Below are 15,622 nucleotides of genomic sequence, written 5' to 3' on the forward strand. Positions count from 1 at the left end.
ATGAACGAGGAGGCCAAGCAGTCATGTTTCAACGCAAGAAAAAATCAGCATCCGGCTCAGCGCCTTCCGGCAAACGCGGTCTGTACATGACTCGCGTATTTAACGTGCCTAAGGAAGTGTTGTTCGAGCTGTTCACCCAAGGCGAACATATGAAAAACTGGTGGGGCCCGCGAGGATACGAAATGACCATCCTCTCCCAAAAGCTGATACCCGGCGGGATCATTCATTATAAGCAGCTATCCCCTGAAGGCAATGTGATGTGGGGCAAATTTACATACCGGGAAATTGCGGGACCGGACAAGCTTGTCTATGCGAACTCCTTTGCAGACGAGACTGGCAAGACCGTCAGAGCTTACTTCAGCAAGGATTGGCCGCTAGAAATATTGAATACGGTGACCTTCGAAGAGCAAGAGGATGGGACAACAAAGCTGACCTTGCACGGTCTGCCCGAGGATGCCAAAAAAGCTGAGATGCGCGTGTTCGAAGCGCTCCGTGACCATCTGCGGCAAGGCTTCGCCGAGACATTCGACCTGCTGGACGAATATATACAGAATAGGTCCGTTTAAAAGAAAGGCGCAGTGCACTGGAAGGGAATTTATCCCTAGACAGTGTCTGCGCCTTTTTACGATCAACCTCTACTCTTCCATCACATATGCAATTAGGAGCGCAGCTGTATTCACGACCGCTTCCTCATGGGTACGCTCCATGCCATGAGAAGCATGTACTCCCGGACCCATTAATGCAGCACGAATGTTGCTTCCACCTCTTAAGGCTGCCGATGCATCAGATCCATAATGAGGATAAATATCCACTGCATGTGGAATGCCTTCCCGCTTCGCTAATTCAATAAGACGTGTCGTCATCCCATAATCGTAAGGACCCGAGGAGTCCTTTGCGCAGATGGACACATCCTTCTCCGTCGCTGACAGATCGTCGCCAAGCGCCCCCATATCCAGGGCAAGCAGCTCCGTAATATCCGGCGGAATGAAGGCACAGCCATGTCCAACCTCTTCATAAGTGGAGATCAGCAGCTTTACAGTGTACGCTGGCGACTTCCCTTCCCTCTTCAGCCATTCCAAAAATCCGAGCAGCGCCGCTACGCTTGCCTTGTCATCCAGATGGCGGGATTTGATCCAGCCGTTCGGCAATATGCGGGTTCTTGGATCCCATGAGATAAAGTCTCCAACCGAAATACCAAGCTTCAGCGTATCTTCTTTGGATGTAACGGATTCGTCGATACGAATCTCCATGTTCTGTTCTTCCCGCTTCATATCGCGAGCGTCGCTATAGACATGCACCGAAGGCTTGGTCGTCAGCACCGTTCCTTCATAGTTGCGGCCATCCCTGGTATGGATGACACAATATTCTCCCTCTACCGTTCCCATGGCATAACCACCTACAGGAGTAAACCGGATCATGCCGTTTGATTTGATCGAACGAACCATAGCCCCCAGCGTATCCACATGCGCGGACACCCCGATGACTTTATCCGTACGCTTACCCGGAATCGTAATGATGCCCGTTCCCTTCGGTGTCTGCTCCATCGTGTAGCCTAAGCTCTCCACTTCTTTGCGCAATTCATCCATAATCGCCATGCAATAGCCGCTTGGACTCGGAATGCTCAGAAGCTGACTTAATTGACGAATCATATATTCCCGATTAAGCTCGGGTTTTAATGCGTTAGACATGATGCTGCACTCCTTTTTTATAGATCACAACCAGTGATTTTGATCTTTTCATCTTACCATATCTTCCGAATTGGAAACCAAACTCCTTGCCTGGCCTGCCCTCACGGCCTTCAAACGCCCAAAAACACAATTGATTTCTATCAGAAATCATTCCATATTGACAAAAATAAAAACATTCATTAACACTGTGTATATTTTGTAAAAATTTACCCCTTCCATACCATGAATTTACCCCTTCCGCTTGTTCATACTTCGAATCATGATAGGAGTAGCAACACCGCAATTCCATTAAAACTAGGGGCTGGAAGGAGGGGCGAAGCAAGCATCCAACGAACCATTAGCGGCCAATGAACTTGCTAGCCAGACTGATTTTTTTCAGAAAAAGAAAACGCTGTCACAAAACGCTCCCCATTCAAAACGGACAAGCTTTATCTTCAGTCCAACTAGTGCAATACCAGTACATGCTTCCAAACATGCGACTAGATCGCAGTATGTACGACATTGGCTAGCACACACCATGAGTTTCTTACACACACGCAAAATTCCCTATTTAAACATCGAACGAAACATCGAATCCGACATCATGAAGCAACCCTCATCAGCTCCGCCGCAACACCTGCCAGCGGCTGACACGTCATGCCGCGAGGACAGACTATTACAATGAGGTGATATGGTGTATTTTGCTGCACGCAAGAAAGAATTAAAGCTACTTTTTATCGTTTTCTTGGCTCTAGCGATCATGCTCAGCCCTCTGATGCAATCCGTATCTTACGCCGAGGAATCTGCAGCGCCGGAAGCGATCACTCAGGAACAACAAGTTCCTGAAAACGAAGGATCCGAACAGGAACAACAAGTTCCTGAAAACGGAATATCCGAAGAAGTTTCTTCAGACGAAGAGATAGAAGCAGCAGCAGATGACGAGAGTACACCGTCTAAAGTACCACAAAACTTGACTGTGGTAGAAGGTTCCGTAACGGCTACCACAGCAACACTCAAGTGGGATACAGAAGAGGGTCTGGCTGATGCGGATATCTGGTATTTCGTAAAGGAAGATACGAAGGAAGAAGACACCAATAACTACCTGGCTTCCGGTAAAGATGGAAGCGTATCTTTAACCAACTTGCAACCAAATACGACTTACAAATTATATTCGACTTGGTATAAAAGACCATTCACCCGTGTGGAACGCAGTAACTTTGTTGAATTCAAAACGTTGGACGGAGCGCCTACAGGCCCTACCGGTACTACAGCAGCAACAAATCTCCGTGTTGTAGAAGTAACTCATAACACAGTAAAAATCGAATTCGACCCTGCTCATAAAACAGATCACTACTGGATTTGGGCTGATCCGGCAACTCCAGGCAAAGACCCGTATAGCGGACATACGCAAGTTGGAGGAAGTGTCGTTAACGAACGCCTTAAGCCGGAAACGACTTACTCTTGGATTATTGGCCCTGACGGTGTCCAATATGCCAACCTGAAGCCGGAACAAAGGAGCAACCGGATTACCTTTACTACACTGAAAGATACCAGCGAGTTCGAACCTGCTCCGCTGACACCGCCTCAAAATCTTCATGTTAAGAGCATTGTAGAAAATAAAGTAACGTTGAGCTGGAATGAAAGTCCTGACGCCACCGGCTACGACTTGTATGTCAATGGCGGCTGGGGCGGCGGAAAATATGACGGTACCGATGTAATGGAAATCACCTACACCGTACCAGATACGACAGCAGGCACCCTCTACAAATTTATGCTCGGCGCACAAGCAGCTGCGCCTGGAGGTCCAACTGAGACTTCAGAAAAAAGCAATATCCTTACTTTGAAATGGGGACAGCTTGATCCACCACAAGATCTGCAAGTAATCACATCGAACAGTACAACTGCCTCCCTGGGCTGGGCGCCTGTAGGTGGTGCTGCCAGCTATGAAATTTACCAGGACGGAGAGCTTGTTGGCACCAGCAATAACAATCGCTATGCGGCATCCGGCTTGACCGAAGGCCAAACGTATAGCTTTACGGTTAAAGCCAAGAACAGTCTGTGGACCTCCGAATCCAGCAGCACTGCGATTGTGGTTCCTGGAAGCAACTACACCAACGTTACGTACTATATTTCTTGGGCAGCATACACAAGCGCTAACTCGAGAAATTTCCAGCCTGAAGACATGGACGTTTCGCAGGTTACTCACATCAACTACGCCTTCGCGGATATTTGCTGGAAGAAGGTCGGCTCCAACGGAAGAGGGTGCCAGGTAGACAAGTCTGAAAATGCTGAAAAGCTTCCCTATGAAATCCCTCTCCAAGACCGTTATGTGCATGACGGGGAAATGATAGTTGGGGATAAATTGGTGGACATTCAAAACTTCAATAAATTTGCTGCCATCAAAGAAGAGAATCCGCATCTGAAATTGCTTGTTTCTGTAGGGGGCTGGACATTCTCCAACCACTTCTCGGATATGGCTGCTTCTGAAGAAACAAGGCGCGCATTCGCTGTTTCGGTCGTTAAGTTCCTGAGAGCATACGGCTTGGATGGCGTAGACATTGACTGGGAATACCCGGTTGAAGGCGGAGAAGACGACAACATCCACCGTCCAGAAGACAATGTCAATTTCACCTTGCTCATGAAGACGGTACGGGAAGCGCTGGATGCTGCTGGTTCCGAAGATGGCAAATATTATTTGCTGACGATCGCTTCTCTACAAGCCGATAGCTTCATTGCCAATGCAGATCTACCGAATTCGTCCAAATATCTGGACTTCGTTAATATTATGACTTACGACTACAGCGGTGCCTGGACCAAGCTTGCCCATCATAACTCACCGCTTTACTATGATCCGAAGCATCCAGGCGCATCCGCTAAGCGCAATAACGTAAGAGGAGGCGCACTAGGCCACTTGAACGGAGGCGTTGAACCTCATAAGCTGGTACTGGGTATACCGTATTACGGCAAGGGATGGATCGGCTGTCCTGAAGCCGGACAGTATCAGGAATGCGAAGCTTTTGCTGATTTCGGCACATGGGAAGACGGGCTGTTCGAATACGATGACATTGAGGACAACTACTTAACGAACCCTAAATTCCAACATTATTGGAATGAAGCATCCAAAGTATCATATGTATACAGCAAGGAGGACAAGCTGTTCATTGGCTACAACGACGTGACAACCATGATGTATACGGCTTCCCTTGTTAAAACATTGAACCTGGCGGGCATCATGAGCTGGGATATTACAAATGATGAAAACAGAACGCTAACGACTCAACTCATCAAAGATCTCCCAATTGATGGGAAAGCCAACGAAGCGGCGCTGAAAGCACCACAAAACGCTAAAAAAGTAAGCTCTAGCACAAACTCATTTACTGTACAATGGGATGCCGTCGAAGGAGCAAGCGCTTACGAGATCTTTAACAACTACACTTACGTTAAAACGGTTACTGATACGAAAATATCTCTAACAAATCTTGCAGCCAACACGGAGTATACAGTAACTATCTTGGCTGTAAGAAATGCCGATGAAAAAATTGCAGAAGTTTCTCCAATGAGTAATCCTGTGACAATTAAGACAGCAGAACTGACAAGTCCGCCAGTTGTAACGCCTCCAACAGGTTCTGGAGATACAACTACGGAACTGGATGCCTCCATTACGAAAAACGATGGCAAATGGGTAATTAACATTCAAGAAGGTATTTCTGTTCAAACGATTAATGGCTCAAAAGAAACTGCTTTTAAATTATCCGTAGACAAAGAAGCCAAATCGATTGAAGTTGAATTGCCTCAAGCAGTAGTAACTGCTCTGGCTGCAAAAGGCGACAACGCTCAATTGTCCATCATCTGGAATGGTGTGACATACGTGATTCCAGCACATGCGCTTCCACTCGGCGTTAACCTGCAAATCTCGATTACACCAGCATCGGCAAGCGCTGCAGAAGCTGCAGAGAAGTTGGCCAAGGACAGCGGACTGAAGCTATTGGTTCAACCGCTTGACTTCAAGATTTCTAAGTACACCTCCGATGGCAAGCTGGAGGAAATCACAGACTTTGGCAAACATTCGCTTAGCCGCATCTTTACGCTCGAAGGAGCGGATGTGACTCCAGCGAAAGCTACTGGAGTTGTATATGACCCAACTACTAACACATTACGTCCAGTTCCGACCCTGTTCACGAAGCTGTCTAACGGCAAAGTAACTGCTGAGCTGAAGCGCAGCGGCAATAGTATCTACACGATCGTACAATCCAGCATTTCATACAAGGATGCAACCGCAGCTTGGGCAAAAGACTCTGTAGCTCGCGCTGCAGCCAAGCTTCTGCTTGAAGGCGAGTCTAAAGACACATTCGGCGTTAGCAGCAGCATCACTCGCGCTGAATTTACGTCCATGATCGTCAAAGGTCTTGGTATCCTGCCTGAGAATGGTACAGCTCCATTCCAGGATGTCGCTGCCAATTCCAAGTACGCTGGCGACATCGCTGCTGCGAAGAAGCTAGGTCTGATTCAAGGCAAATCCGAGACGGCTTTCGATCCGGAAAGCACGATTAGCCGTCAAGACATCACCGTTATTCTGACAAACGTCCTGTCCTACCTGGGCGTGAAGACAGATGCCGATACATCGAAGCTGAACGCTTTCGCTGATGCTAAGGATATAGCAGCATATGCGAAGTCGGCAGTCGCTCTGGCTGTTCAAGAAGGCATCATGATCGGCAAATCCAGCACGACCTTCGATCCGAAAGCTGATCTGACGCGAGCTCAAGCAGCCGTAATCGTCATCCGCATTCTGGAGGCTCACAAGCTGGATAAAGTATAATCCTTTCATAGAGAGGGACGGAACAGGCCTTGGCCTGATCCGTCCCTCTTTTTTACTGTGGAACTTAATTACGTTGCTTGCGATCCGCTTATCCCCAGTTTCTCACACCAGCTCCAAAAGCCCTCTTTCAATACACATCGCCATAGCCAGCGTTTTTACGTTGTTCTCACCGAACCGGATAATAATACTCTCGTTGTCGGCACGCTCAATGCATCCCACTCCAAATACGCGGTGCCGAACGTTGGCTCCTGCCGCAAGCTCGGTCGGATGTTTGGCCGCGTTGGGATTTGCTTCAGCCTTCACGGGCTCCCTGCTGCTTGTGAAATTGGTGCTTTTCAGCCTAATGGAATTGCTCCGCGAATCCCCAGCTGCAGATAAGATAGGCTGGCGTTCTGAGCCTGCCGTTGCTCGTGCCGATATGCGGCTCGGGTCTACAATATCTTTTACCGCTGACATGAAGGAAGACTCCGTCGCTTGCTCCCCGTCACGCTGTCCATACGTGACCATCTCCAGCGTTCTTCGCGCCCGCGTCATGCCGACATAGAAGAGCCGTACCGCTTCCTCCATAGAAGACGAATCTCCGCCTGCTCCCTTCTTACCGTCCTCCGAAGCAGGAATAACCCCTTCAATAAGGTCTACCATATAGACATGATCGAATTCCAATCCTTTGGCGCTGTGGAACGTAGAGAACGTTACGGCGTTTTGACCTTTCCTCGACTTCGCACCCTTCAGCACCTTCTCCAGATATTTCAGGCGCGCTGCAAAGTCGGCCATCGTCTCCAATCCTTCGGCGATATCCTCCAGCGTATTCAATATGCCGATCAGATACTCCTTGCGGAAGCCCAGCCGCTCGCATAGCTTCTCAAGCGCCTTCTCATACCCGAGCCGCGTCCGAATGACGCGAATGGCATGCAAGGGCGGCATGCCGTTCATCTCTCGGAATGTTTCTTTCGCCTCTTGCAGCGGCTTGATCTGATAGTCGTGAAGCTGTGCGATCGTCAGCAGGTTATCGAAGACCGACTCTCCGTTATCAATGGATTTCAGAACGGACATTTGATGCTTGCTAATGTAGCCGTTGAATTTCAAGTGAATATTCTCCAAGATATCCGCGCGTTTATCTGTATAGGACATACGCATGAAGTTCAATACATCTTCGATCACCCAATGGGAGAAAAACCGATTATCCGCATCCTTCATATAGAACGGAATACCGGCACGGTCAAATTCATTCATAAGTGCAATTGACGATGAATTGTTCCGGTACAGCACTGCGCCCTCGGAGAGCTTCTCGATCTTCGCGATCTCCCGGACAACATATTTCGCTTGCTCCCGATAATCCCGAAGTGTCTTGAAGGTTATTGGCTGATGAGATGCATTGTTCGTAAACATCTCTTTATCGTAGCGATTCTTGTTGCGCTTGATAAAGGTGTTGGCCGTCGTCACGATTTCAGGCGATGAGCGATAATTTTGCACCATATACAGCGTAACGGCTTCCGGATATACATTCTTGAAGCGGAGCAAATAAGTCGGCTCCGCTCCCCGCCAACTATAGATGGACTGGTCGTCATCCGCCACTACACAGAGATTGCGATGCGATTTCACCAGCTTTTCGATAATGGCATGCTGCACCATCGACGTATCTTGGCTTTCATCCGTCATAACATAATCATAGCGGCTTTGCAGCTTGCGAAGCATTGCTCCATCCTTTTCAAGCACATCATGGGCTATCGTCAGCATATCGTCAAAGTCAATAAGCAGCTTAGACGTTCCGCTGCGCTTGAACGACTCGTATTCGTGCAGGATTCGCTCGGCGTGTGGCACATCAACCTTGACGCTTGCCCATTGCTCCGGAGGCAGCATCTTGTTCTTTACATAGCTAATGTAAGTCGTCAGTTCCTCCATGGCATCATCCGTCGCATTTTCGCCTACGATATCCTTGAACAAATTGCGCAAAATGATCCGTTTATGAAGAGGCAAAGGTCTTTCATACCCTTGCTCTTCATCCCCCTCTTCAATCTCCAGGGCTCCCTCTATGATGTCATATGCGGTTCTTGTTTTGTAGAAATGAGTGCGCACGATCTCAAATGCAAGACTATGAATTGTTGAGAAATCGACTGGCTGCAGCAGCGGGAAGAAGCGCGTGAAGCGCTCCTTCATATCTCTTGCGGATGCTCTGCTGAACGTAACCGCCTTGATTCGTGCCGGATCCGCCCCTAGCTCTTCAATCAAGTAGCCGATTCGCATAATTAGGGTCGTAGTCTTGCCCGACCCCGGCGAGGCCAGCAGCAATAACGGCCCTTCCGCTTGACCTACGGCTTGCTTCTGCACTTCATTTAATCCTACGCCAAGCTCCTCAAGCTTGCGCTCCAGGAAACGTTCCAATTTCCCCATATCTCCCCGATCCCTTCCGAACAAAAAACAATGTCGCTATTATAGCATATTCTAGCTGCCTATCCTTTCAGGAAAGCGATGGATACAAGGAAGGAAGTCAGTCCTAATGTATAGAGCTGACGTGATGTTGACTGTTCCATTAATTAAGCCGCTGCATACGCAGGTATCAACCTGCCTTGCAGCGGCTCTTGGCGCAGTCAATTAATACCCGGGCTTGGCTTCTCTCTTCAAACGCAACCATGTCGCATCCCCGTATAAATAATGGAGGATATCTTCAATCTCCGAAGTCTCCAGCAGAACCTTCTGATGGTCTAACAAAACATAGGTAGGTGTACGTTTCATTTCAAAAACTTTCACATAGCGGTAATTGGGATCTTGCGGGTTTAATTGAACAACCTGAAGTCTCGCTATATGCAAGGATTGGCGGAAATCCTCGGAGTCGAATGGACGGAGCATAGATGCTGGCAACGACGATCCTTCCGCGCCCTCATTATCCCAGAACACATAGACATGATAATAGCCGAATTCTTTCGCCGCCATTTCTTGGATCAGCTCTGCGTGATCATGCTCGTAAACGATGGGTATGCATACAAAAATAATCAACAGCAACAGCAGCACCCATCTCTTCATAATTCACCTCCGCAGGCTTGTTGCAAGATTTAACTCTATAACACGCAAAACAACAAGAAAGTAGCAGAAATTTGTCGAATTATTTCAAAATGCTCTATTTAACACATGTGATTAGTCGGAAAAAACGCTGCGGCTACCGCATTATTTCCAGGTTCTTATACTATCTCAAGAAAAAGTGCAACGAACGAAACGCTTCAAGTGTTTATATAGTGGATACGATTCATGAACTTCTATTCTATCGTCACGAAAGCGGGTGCGGGGATGAAAACAGAAGAATTAGAAACGATGTTTGACCATGCCTTTCGTGAAAGTGTCACGCTTACCCGTTTTGTCCCCGATACCGAAGAGTCCTGGACAAGGCTGCAGAAGAAACTTGCGAAGAGATATAGAATCAGAAGAAGAATGGGCTTATTCAAAGTGCTGCCCTTCATCGTAGTCTCCTTTTTACTAGGTGCTTTTTTATTCGGAACTCCTACCGTCTCTAACGCCTTTCAACAAGTTGCCACAGTAATTAAACAAGACATATTCGGGATTTCCGACGATACGACTAGTCATAATCTAATCCCCAAGACCGCACCTCCTCCTGATTACAAATTGTTTTACGATTAATTCTCTACCATAGAACCGACATACGCCATAAACAAAATATTGTCTAATTTTTCTGTAATACATTAACCCCCATATACGGTATAATGGCAGGAGACAAAGACTTACACGATCTTCCAAACTACCGAATTCCATATGCATCCGTAAGGGGGTCGCATTACCGTGGAAAGCAAGCTGTTTCTTCTGTCAGGCGCTAATTACCATGCGCTTAGTCCGCAGCTTCAAAAGGAGATTTACGAGGAGTTTTATCAATTCGTATATTCTCCCATTATATATATGGTTAAGGAACATGCTGCGACAGAGGATATTATTCAAAATTCATTTATCAAAATTATAGACAGTGTACCGCGCGCCGATAATGAAGCTCAGCTAAAAAGCTGGCTTAAGGTCGTTGTTCGGAACATGGTCTATAATTATTTTCGAAAAACAAAAAAAAATCGCAACGAGATTGACTCAGAAAGTGTTTATATAAATGAAAGCACGCCGATGTCCACCGAGATGGCTTCACTGGAGAAGGAAGTCGAGCTGAAGCTTATGACGGAGACAATCAGCCAATGCTTGAATGAGCTGCGCCCGGAATACAAGGCGTTAATTGAATTAAGATGGAAGAAGGATCTCAGCTACCGAGAGATTGCAACCGAGCTGGAGACGACAGAAGAACGGGTGAAGTATAAGCTGTACCGGGCAAGAGAAGCGATGAAACGAACCTTTTCCAAGAAGTGGGGTGAGTAGGGTGAACAAAGAGGAGTTCGATAAATTATTCGACCAGGCCTTTGAAGAGAGTGTCCAAAACCATAAATTCACCCCCGATGCTGGACCCTCCTGGGAAAAACTTCAGCTGCAGCTTGCTAAGAAAAAACGCAGAAAATCTCAGCTTCGTGCCTTGCCCTATATAGCGGCTTCGTTTCTTCTAGGTGCCTTTTTATTCGGCACGCCTACAGCGTCAAATGCTTTTCAACCATTATTCAAGGCCGTTGTGACTATCAAGGACGATGTTGTACGAATTATGTTTGGTGAGAATAATGCATCTAAAACAGTTCCAAAAACACCGCCTCCGCCTGAAGACAGCTCCATTGTTGAATATGACGATTCTAATGTTGTGGCGGTTGATGAACACTATCTCTCCAGCAACCCTCAGGACTTAAGATTTACGACATTAGAGGAAGCATCCGAAAAAACCAACTTCCCTATACCAGCTATCACTTATATAGCTAAGGGGTATCAGTTACAAGAAGTAATTGTTTTTCAAAACCAAGAAATTTCGCGTATGGCAGCAATTTCGTACACAGATGATGAAGGGATTGCCTATACTATTATCCTTCAAAGATTATTAGAGAACTCTGCATTCACATCAGGCGGCGGTCCAAACATAAAAATGGAAACATTAAAAATTGGAACTACAGAAACTTATATTTTCTCAACGAACGACGGGTACATTGCTCAAGAGTTCTTGATTGATGATATTCATGTCTCTGTATCTGGTCCGCTTAGTCCAGAGGAGACACTTATTATATCCAAGGAAATTATTAAAAACATGACCAAATAGAAAAAAGGACTAGGTATTGTAATATACCCAGTCCTTTTTTCTTCATGCAGTGATCGAATTATGGAGCCAGTACTGTTTCTGAATATGAAACTGCCGTTTCAGTTGTTCCGTTATGCGTCACGAAATGAGTAACCTTCGCTCTATAGTAATATCCGCTTCTTACAGACTTGGTCATATTCCCGGTTGCCAGTGTCGCATTTTTATTTGAATAGGGGGCTGTAGGAACAAGATTAATCCAGCTCGTGCCTGACCATTCCTGCAACTGTATAGTCCCGCCAACCTCAGAGACAGTCGATTTGGCATTCGTTACAGTAGTCACTACCGCAATAAGGTTAGATCCAATGGACAAATTTTCAGAAGATGACTTCAAATAGGTATAGCCTTCAAACACAGCCATTGGCTGTACCATCACAGGGGGTGGAGAGGTTTGTGGTACAGTTGCTTCTCCGGCGGCAGCGAGTTGTGGAACCATGACAAGTGCAAGTGCGAGCATCAAACTAATAGTTGTTTTTGAGAAACGCTTGATTTTTACCATCCTAACCATTCCCTTCGTTTGTGTAATGTGTTGATAATACTTAAACGAATTAATGATTAATCAGGTTACATTTATTTTCACAACATTTCAATATGCAGCCGACTATCCCAAGGATATAAAAAAACGATAGCCGATGGACAGCTACCGTACCCCGATTAGTTATTTCTTCAGCATCAACTGCGGCATCTCCAGCGCCATCGATACGTTGCATAACATCCCCCTGGCCAGAAAATCGGAGGTTCTTTCTTCCACATCGGCGAATCCCGCCTGCTGGAAGGCATCTCGCACCAGCGTCTGCACTTGGTTCATGCCCGCTTGCATCGCCTCGCGCACAACCGGCTCTGTGATGGTCTGCGCCTGCATTTGAAGCAGCACTTCATGGCGGTGGGATTCCATAATTGCTTCATACGCCCGAATAAAGCTTATCTCTAGCCGTTCCGAGGAAGGCGTATCTCGAATGACCTGCTGGAAGGCTCTCAGGATGCGTTCCCATGAAAGCTCGATAGCTGCAACCAACAGTGATTCTTTTGTAAAAAAGCGATATACATACGGCTGCGAAATATCCGCCTTCTCCGCTACCTGCGCCGTTGTTGCCCGGTAATAGCCCAGCTCGGCGAATACTTCAATGGCAGCCGCTACAATATCGTCTCTTCGATTGGATGCCGATATACCTCTGACCATAAAACAGGCACTCCTTTTCACCTTATCTTTATTGATCGACCAATTACTAAATAATGTAACCAGTATAGTACAGCCGCATCATGAAAGCAAGAACGCTACACCTGAGAAGAGCCCCATTGTCCGCAAATATTGAATAGCCCATTCGCAACGAGAGGGCTTATTCATATCAATTTCACTTAGCAACCATTCTGCTCCACGAGGCGATAATCGAACACTCGCGCTATATTTCATGAAAGCATGATGGAAGGATCATTGATCCTTCCTTTCGCTATCCTTTTCCTTTGCCGACCAAGCGGCAAGACCCCATATGGAAGCTACCAACACAACCAGGAATGTAACTAACGCTGCGTCTAACATGGCGCATCCTCCTCTCGTTTCTCTTCCCAACGATTCTCTTCAAATTCCAATACAAGCTCCTCCGGGATTCGCCGCTGATGGCCAATTGAGCGCAAAAAAAGAAGCCTGCGAAGGAGGGGTCCCTCGCGGCTTCTTCTGTAGGCATAGCGAAACAAGCTACACTTATGCTGAAGAGCTGCAATTGGCCTCTCTCGAGTCGCTTACGAGGTTAGCTGTCGGATTCGGGCGTGAGAGTCGCCCTACCGGACCTGCTCGGTCCGGATTCACCCCGGGATTTCACGCTTGGCATGAAATCGTATGGTTCCCCCGCTTTCTGCTATGTGCAGAAACTCAGCGTGTTGCATGGTCATCATCCTAATTTGCGCATCAAAAAAACCACAGAGGCGCGTGTCCCCTGTGGTCGCCTATGCGATCACAAGCCACTTCCTCTCCATCTACGCTTACGAGGTTAGCTGTCGGATTCGGGCGGTGAGAGTCGCCCTACGCTTGGCTCGCACCTGATCAGGCGCTGCAAGCGATTCACCCCTTGCCTATCTATAACGGCCGGCTCTCACACCGAACTGTTCATAGGCGATGGTTCCCCCGTTTTCCCGCCTTATGCGGAAAACTCAGCGATTGCTATAAAGCTTAATCCGAATATTACTCCTGTCTTCGGAAAGTGTAAAGCTGCAGTAAATGCTGCTTTCAGCGATTTTCCATACCTTGCAATCTGATTTATCGCATTCATCGGCTCTTATCGGAGAAAAGCTCTTCTACACTCGTGCAATCACGGCCGCACACGATTTGCTCCATGAAGGCGAGCCCTTTTTTATTGCTTTTTCCGAAGACCGCCCGTAACAAGAAGCAGCGCAAAAGATATAACGACCATGCCAGCCGTCCATGCCCAAGCCATTGGCATGTTGCCAGCATCAACCGATACGTAGATAGCAGTAGGGATCGTCTGTGTCTTGCCCGGGATGTTGCCCGCAATCATGAGCGTCGCTCCGAATTCGCCTAAGCTGCGCGCAAAGCCGAGAATATAAGCAGTCATTACCGCGCGCATCGTCAGCGGCAGCGTCACATAGCGGAACACCTTCCCCTCACTGGCGCCTGCTGATCTCGCCGCATCCTCCAGATCCTTGTCCACCGAATCGAGTGCGACCTTCATCGTCTGGTACACAAGCGGGAACGCCACCACAATCGAGGCAATGACAGCCGCCCATGGCGAGAAGAGCACCGGTGCGGAGAAAATCCATTCTGCCGTACGTCCCAGTATCCCCTGTCTGCCCCATAGAACAAGCAGCAGAAAGCCAACGACAGTAGGCGGCAGCACCAGCGGCAGCATGAAGGCCGTCTCCAGCAAGATCTTGCCAAGGAATGACCTCCTCGACATCCACCATGCTGCGGCAATACCTGCCACGGAGGCGACAATGCTGGAGATCAGTGCCACCTGCAATGACAGTACGACTGGCGGCCAGAACGATTGCCAGCTCATCAGGACTGCTTCGGCAGGCTGAAGCCGTATTTCACAAACAAATTTAGCGCTTCTTCCGTCTGCAGATAGTCGTACAATTCGCGTACTTGCTTCTCATGCTTGGTTGCCTTGATGATGCCGATCGGATACAGAATCGGCTTGTAGCTGCCCGGATCCACCGCAAAAGCGATGTCCGTCTTCGACTCCGAAGACAGTGCGTCCGTACGGTAGACAAAGCCTGCATCCACGTTTCCCGTCTCCACATACTGAAGCACTTGCCGCACGTCCTTGGCCTGAACCGCCTTCTCTTGAAGCTGGTCCCACTGACCGGCATTCGTCAGCGCTTCCTTCGCATACGCACCGGCAGGCACACTCTCTGGAATGCCTATTGCCAGCTTGCTCACAGAATGGGACAACAAATCCTGTACACTCCCGACACTGTCCCCTTTGCCCTCCGGCGTCACCAGAACAAGCTCGTTGGATAACAAGTTGATTCGATCCTTCGCATCTATAAGTCCCTTATCCACCAACGCGTCCATGTTCTTGGCCGCAGCCGACAGGAACAAGTCCGCTGGCGCACCTTGCTCAATTTGCTGCTGTAGCGAGCCTGAGGCCCCATAATTGAACAATAGCGTAACGCCTGGATGTTCCTTCTCATAACCCGCTTTCAGCTCGTTCAACGCATCGGTTAAGCTTGCCGCAGCGGATATCGTCAGCTCCACTTTCGTATCCGCAGCATCTTTCCCGCAAGCAGCCAGAACCACAATCGTCACGATTGCCATCATAAGTGCCATTGCTTTTCTCTTCATTCCGTTCTTTCTCCCTCGTCCCAATAACTAACTATATCTATTTATAATTAAATATATCTAAATAGCATTATACCTACCCCTATTCACTTCTGTAAATAACATACCCGCTCTCCATCATTACGCCTCCTCTG

12 protein-coding genes and 2 riboswitches are annotated in these 15,622 nt (G+C 47.8%); of the genes, 5 read left to right on the forward strand and 7 right to left on the reverse strand.

The genetic code is table 11. The features are described from left to right. Positions 1 to 23 precede the first annotated feature (23 nt). Positions 24 to 566, forward strand: a complete 543-nt coding sequence (locus D3P07_RS21145; protein WP_119802257.1) for an SRPBCC family protein — start codon at positions 24 to 26, stop codon at positions 564 to 566. A gap of 69 nt (positions 567 to 635) precedes the next feature. Here the strand turns inward: D3P07_RS21145 and D3P07_RS21150 are convergent, their stop codons facing one another. Beyond that, positions 636 to 1,688: a M42 family metallopeptidase gene (locus tag D3P07_RS21150; protein ID WP_119802258.1), complete on the reverse strand. Its 1,053-nt coding sequence runs from the start codon at positions 1,686 to 1,688 to the stop codon at positions 636 to 638. A gap of 670 nt (positions 1,689 to 2,358) precedes the next feature. Here D3P07_RS21150 and D3P07_RS21155 point away from each other — a divergent pair. Continuing rightward, positions 2,359 to 6,483 carry a glycosyl hydrolase family 18 protein gene (locus D3P07_RS21155; RefSeq protein WP_119802259.1) on the forward strand — a complete coding sequence of 1,375 codons (4,125 nt, stop codon included), beginning with the start codon at positions 2,359 to 2,361 and terminating at the stop codon, positions 6,481 to 6,483. Positions 6,484 to 6,585: 102 nt separating this feature from the next. On the opposite strand, the gene D3P07_RS21160 is transcribed toward D3P07_RS21155, so the two are convergent. Both D3P07_RS21160 and D3P07_RS21165 read right to left on the reverse strand, forming a co-directional pair. Then, positions 6,586 to 8,874: an ATP-dependent helicase gene (locus tag D3P07_RS21160; RefSeq protein WP_119802260.1), complete on the reverse strand. Its 2,289-nt coding sequence runs from the start codon at positions 8,872 to 8,874 to the stop codon at positions 6,586 to 6,588. Positions 8,875 to 9,075: 201 nt separating this feature from the next. After that, a complete protein-coding gene (locus D3P07_RS21165) occupies positions 9,076 to 9,504 on the reverse strand; it encodes a hypothetical protein (protein ID WP_119802261.1) in 429 nt (142 codons plus the stop codon). Between the two features lie 261 nt (positions 9,505 to 9,765). Between D3P07_RS21165 and D3P07_RS21170 the strand changes: the two genes are divergently transcribed. From D3P07_RS21170 to D3P07_RS21180, 3 genes are all read left to right on the forward strand, one after another. After that, complete coding sequence (locus D3P07_RS21170; RefSeq protein ID WP_147384552.1) at positions 9,766 to 10,113, forward strand: hypothetical protein; 348 nt, start codon at positions 9,766 to 9,768, stop codon at positions 10,111 to 10,113. 159 nt (positions 10,114 to 10,272) lie between these two features. Then, entirely contained in the window at positions 10,273 to 10,842 is a 570-nt protein-coding gene (locus D3P07_RS21175) for an RNA polymerase sigma factor (RefSeq protein ID WP_259391632.1), read from the forward strand. A gap of 1 nt (position 10,843) precedes the next feature. After that, positions 10,844 to 11,656: a DUF4367 domain-containing protein gene (locus D3P07_RS21180; RefSeq protein ID WP_119802264.1), complete on the forward strand. Its 813-nt coding sequence runs from the start codon at positions 10,844 to 10,846 to the stop codon at positions 11,654 to 11,656. A gap of 58 nt (positions 11,657 to 11,714) precedes the next feature. On the opposite strand, the gene D3P07_RS21185 is transcribed toward D3P07_RS21180, so the two are convergent. The 4 genes from D3P07_RS21185 to modA all read right to left on the reverse strand — a co-directional run bounded on the left by D3P07_RS21185 (position 11,715) and on the right by modA (position 15,491). Next, positions 11,715 to 12,191 (reverse strand): hypothetical protein, encoded by a 477-nt coding sequence (locus D3P07_RS21185; RefSeq protein WP_119802265.1) that lies wholly within the window; start codon positions 12,189 to 12,191, stop codon positions 11,715 to 11,717. A 159-nt stretch (positions 12,192 to 12,350) separates the two neighbouring features. Then, on the reverse strand, positions 12,351 to 12,872 hold the full coding sequence (locus D3P07_RS21190) for a TetR/AcrR family transcriptional regulator (protein WP_119802266.1): 522 nt from the start codon (positions 12,870 to 12,872) through the stop codon (positions 12,351 to 12,353). Positions 12,873 to 13,410: 538 nt separating this feature from the next. Continuing rightward, a riboswitch (cyclic di-AMP (ydaO/yuaA leader) is annotated at positions 13,411 to 13,575 on the reverse strand. Between the two features lie 75 nt (positions 13,576 to 13,650). Continuing rightward, positions 13,651 to 13,853, reverse strand: a riboswitch (cyclic di-AMP (ydaO/yuaA leader). Positions 13,854 to 14,037: 184 nt separating this feature from the next. Beyond that, positions 14,038 to 14,703: a molybdate ABC transporter permease subunit gene (modB, locus tag D3P07_RS21195; protein WP_119802267.1), complete on the reverse strand. Its 666-nt coding sequence runs from the start codon at positions 14,701 to 14,703 to the stop codon at positions 14,038 to 14,040. Beyond that, positions 14,703 to 15,491, reverse strand: a complete 789-nt coding sequence (modA, locus tag D3P07_RS21200; RefSeq protein ID WP_119802268.1) for a molybdate ABC transporter substrate-binding protein — start codon at positions 15,489 to 15,491, stop codon at positions 14,703 to 14,705. The genes modB and modA overlap by 1 nt, the downstream gene beginning before the upstream one ends. Positions 15,492 to 15,622: the final 131 nt, after the last annotated feature.

The organism is Paenibacillus sp. 1011MAR3C5 (genome assembly GCF_003591485.1).
GTDB lineage: Bacteria > Bacillota > Bacilli > Paenibacillales > Paenibacillaceae > Pristimantibacillus.

Coding starts and splice junctions, on each gene's coding strand:
- D3P07_RS21145 (WP_119802257.1), top strand. CDS start 24: ATGTTTCAACGCAAGAAAAAATCAGCATCCGGCTCAGCGCCTTCCGGC.
- D3P07_RS21150 (WP_119802258.1), bottom strand. CDS start 1,688: ATGTCTAACGCATTAAAACCCGAGCTTAATCGGGAATATATGATTCGT.
- D3P07_RS21155 (WP_119802259.1), top strand. CDS start 2,359: ATGGTGTATTTTGCTGCACGCAAGAAAGAATTAAAGCTACTTTTTATC.
- D3P07_RS21160 (WP_119802260.1), bottom strand. CDS start 8,874: ATGGGGAAATTGGAACGTTTCCTGGAGCGCAAGCTTGAGGAGCTTGGC.
- D3P07_RS21165 (WP_119802261.1), bottom strand. CDS start 9,504: ATGAAGAGATGGGTGCTGCTGTTGCTGTTGATTATTTTTGTATGCATA.
- D3P07_RS21170 (WP_147384552.1), top strand. CDS start 9,766: ATGAAAACAGAAGAATTAGAAACGATGTTTGACCATGCCTTTCGTGAA.
- D3P07_RS21185 (WP_119802265.1), bottom strand. CDS start 12,191: ATGGTAAAAATCAAGCGTTTCTCAAAAACAACTATTAGTTTGATGCTC.
- D3P07_RS21190 (WP_119802266.1), bottom strand. CDS start 12,872: ATGGTCAGAGGTATATCGGCATCCAATCGAAGAGACGATATTGTAGCG.
- modB (WP_119802267.1), bottom strand. CDS start 14,703: ATGAGCTGGCAATCGTTCTGGCCGCCAGTCGTACTGTCATTGCAGGTG.
- modA (WP_119802268.1), bottom strand. CDS start 15,491: ATGAAGAGAAAAGCAATGGCACTTATGATGGCAATCGTGACGATTGTG.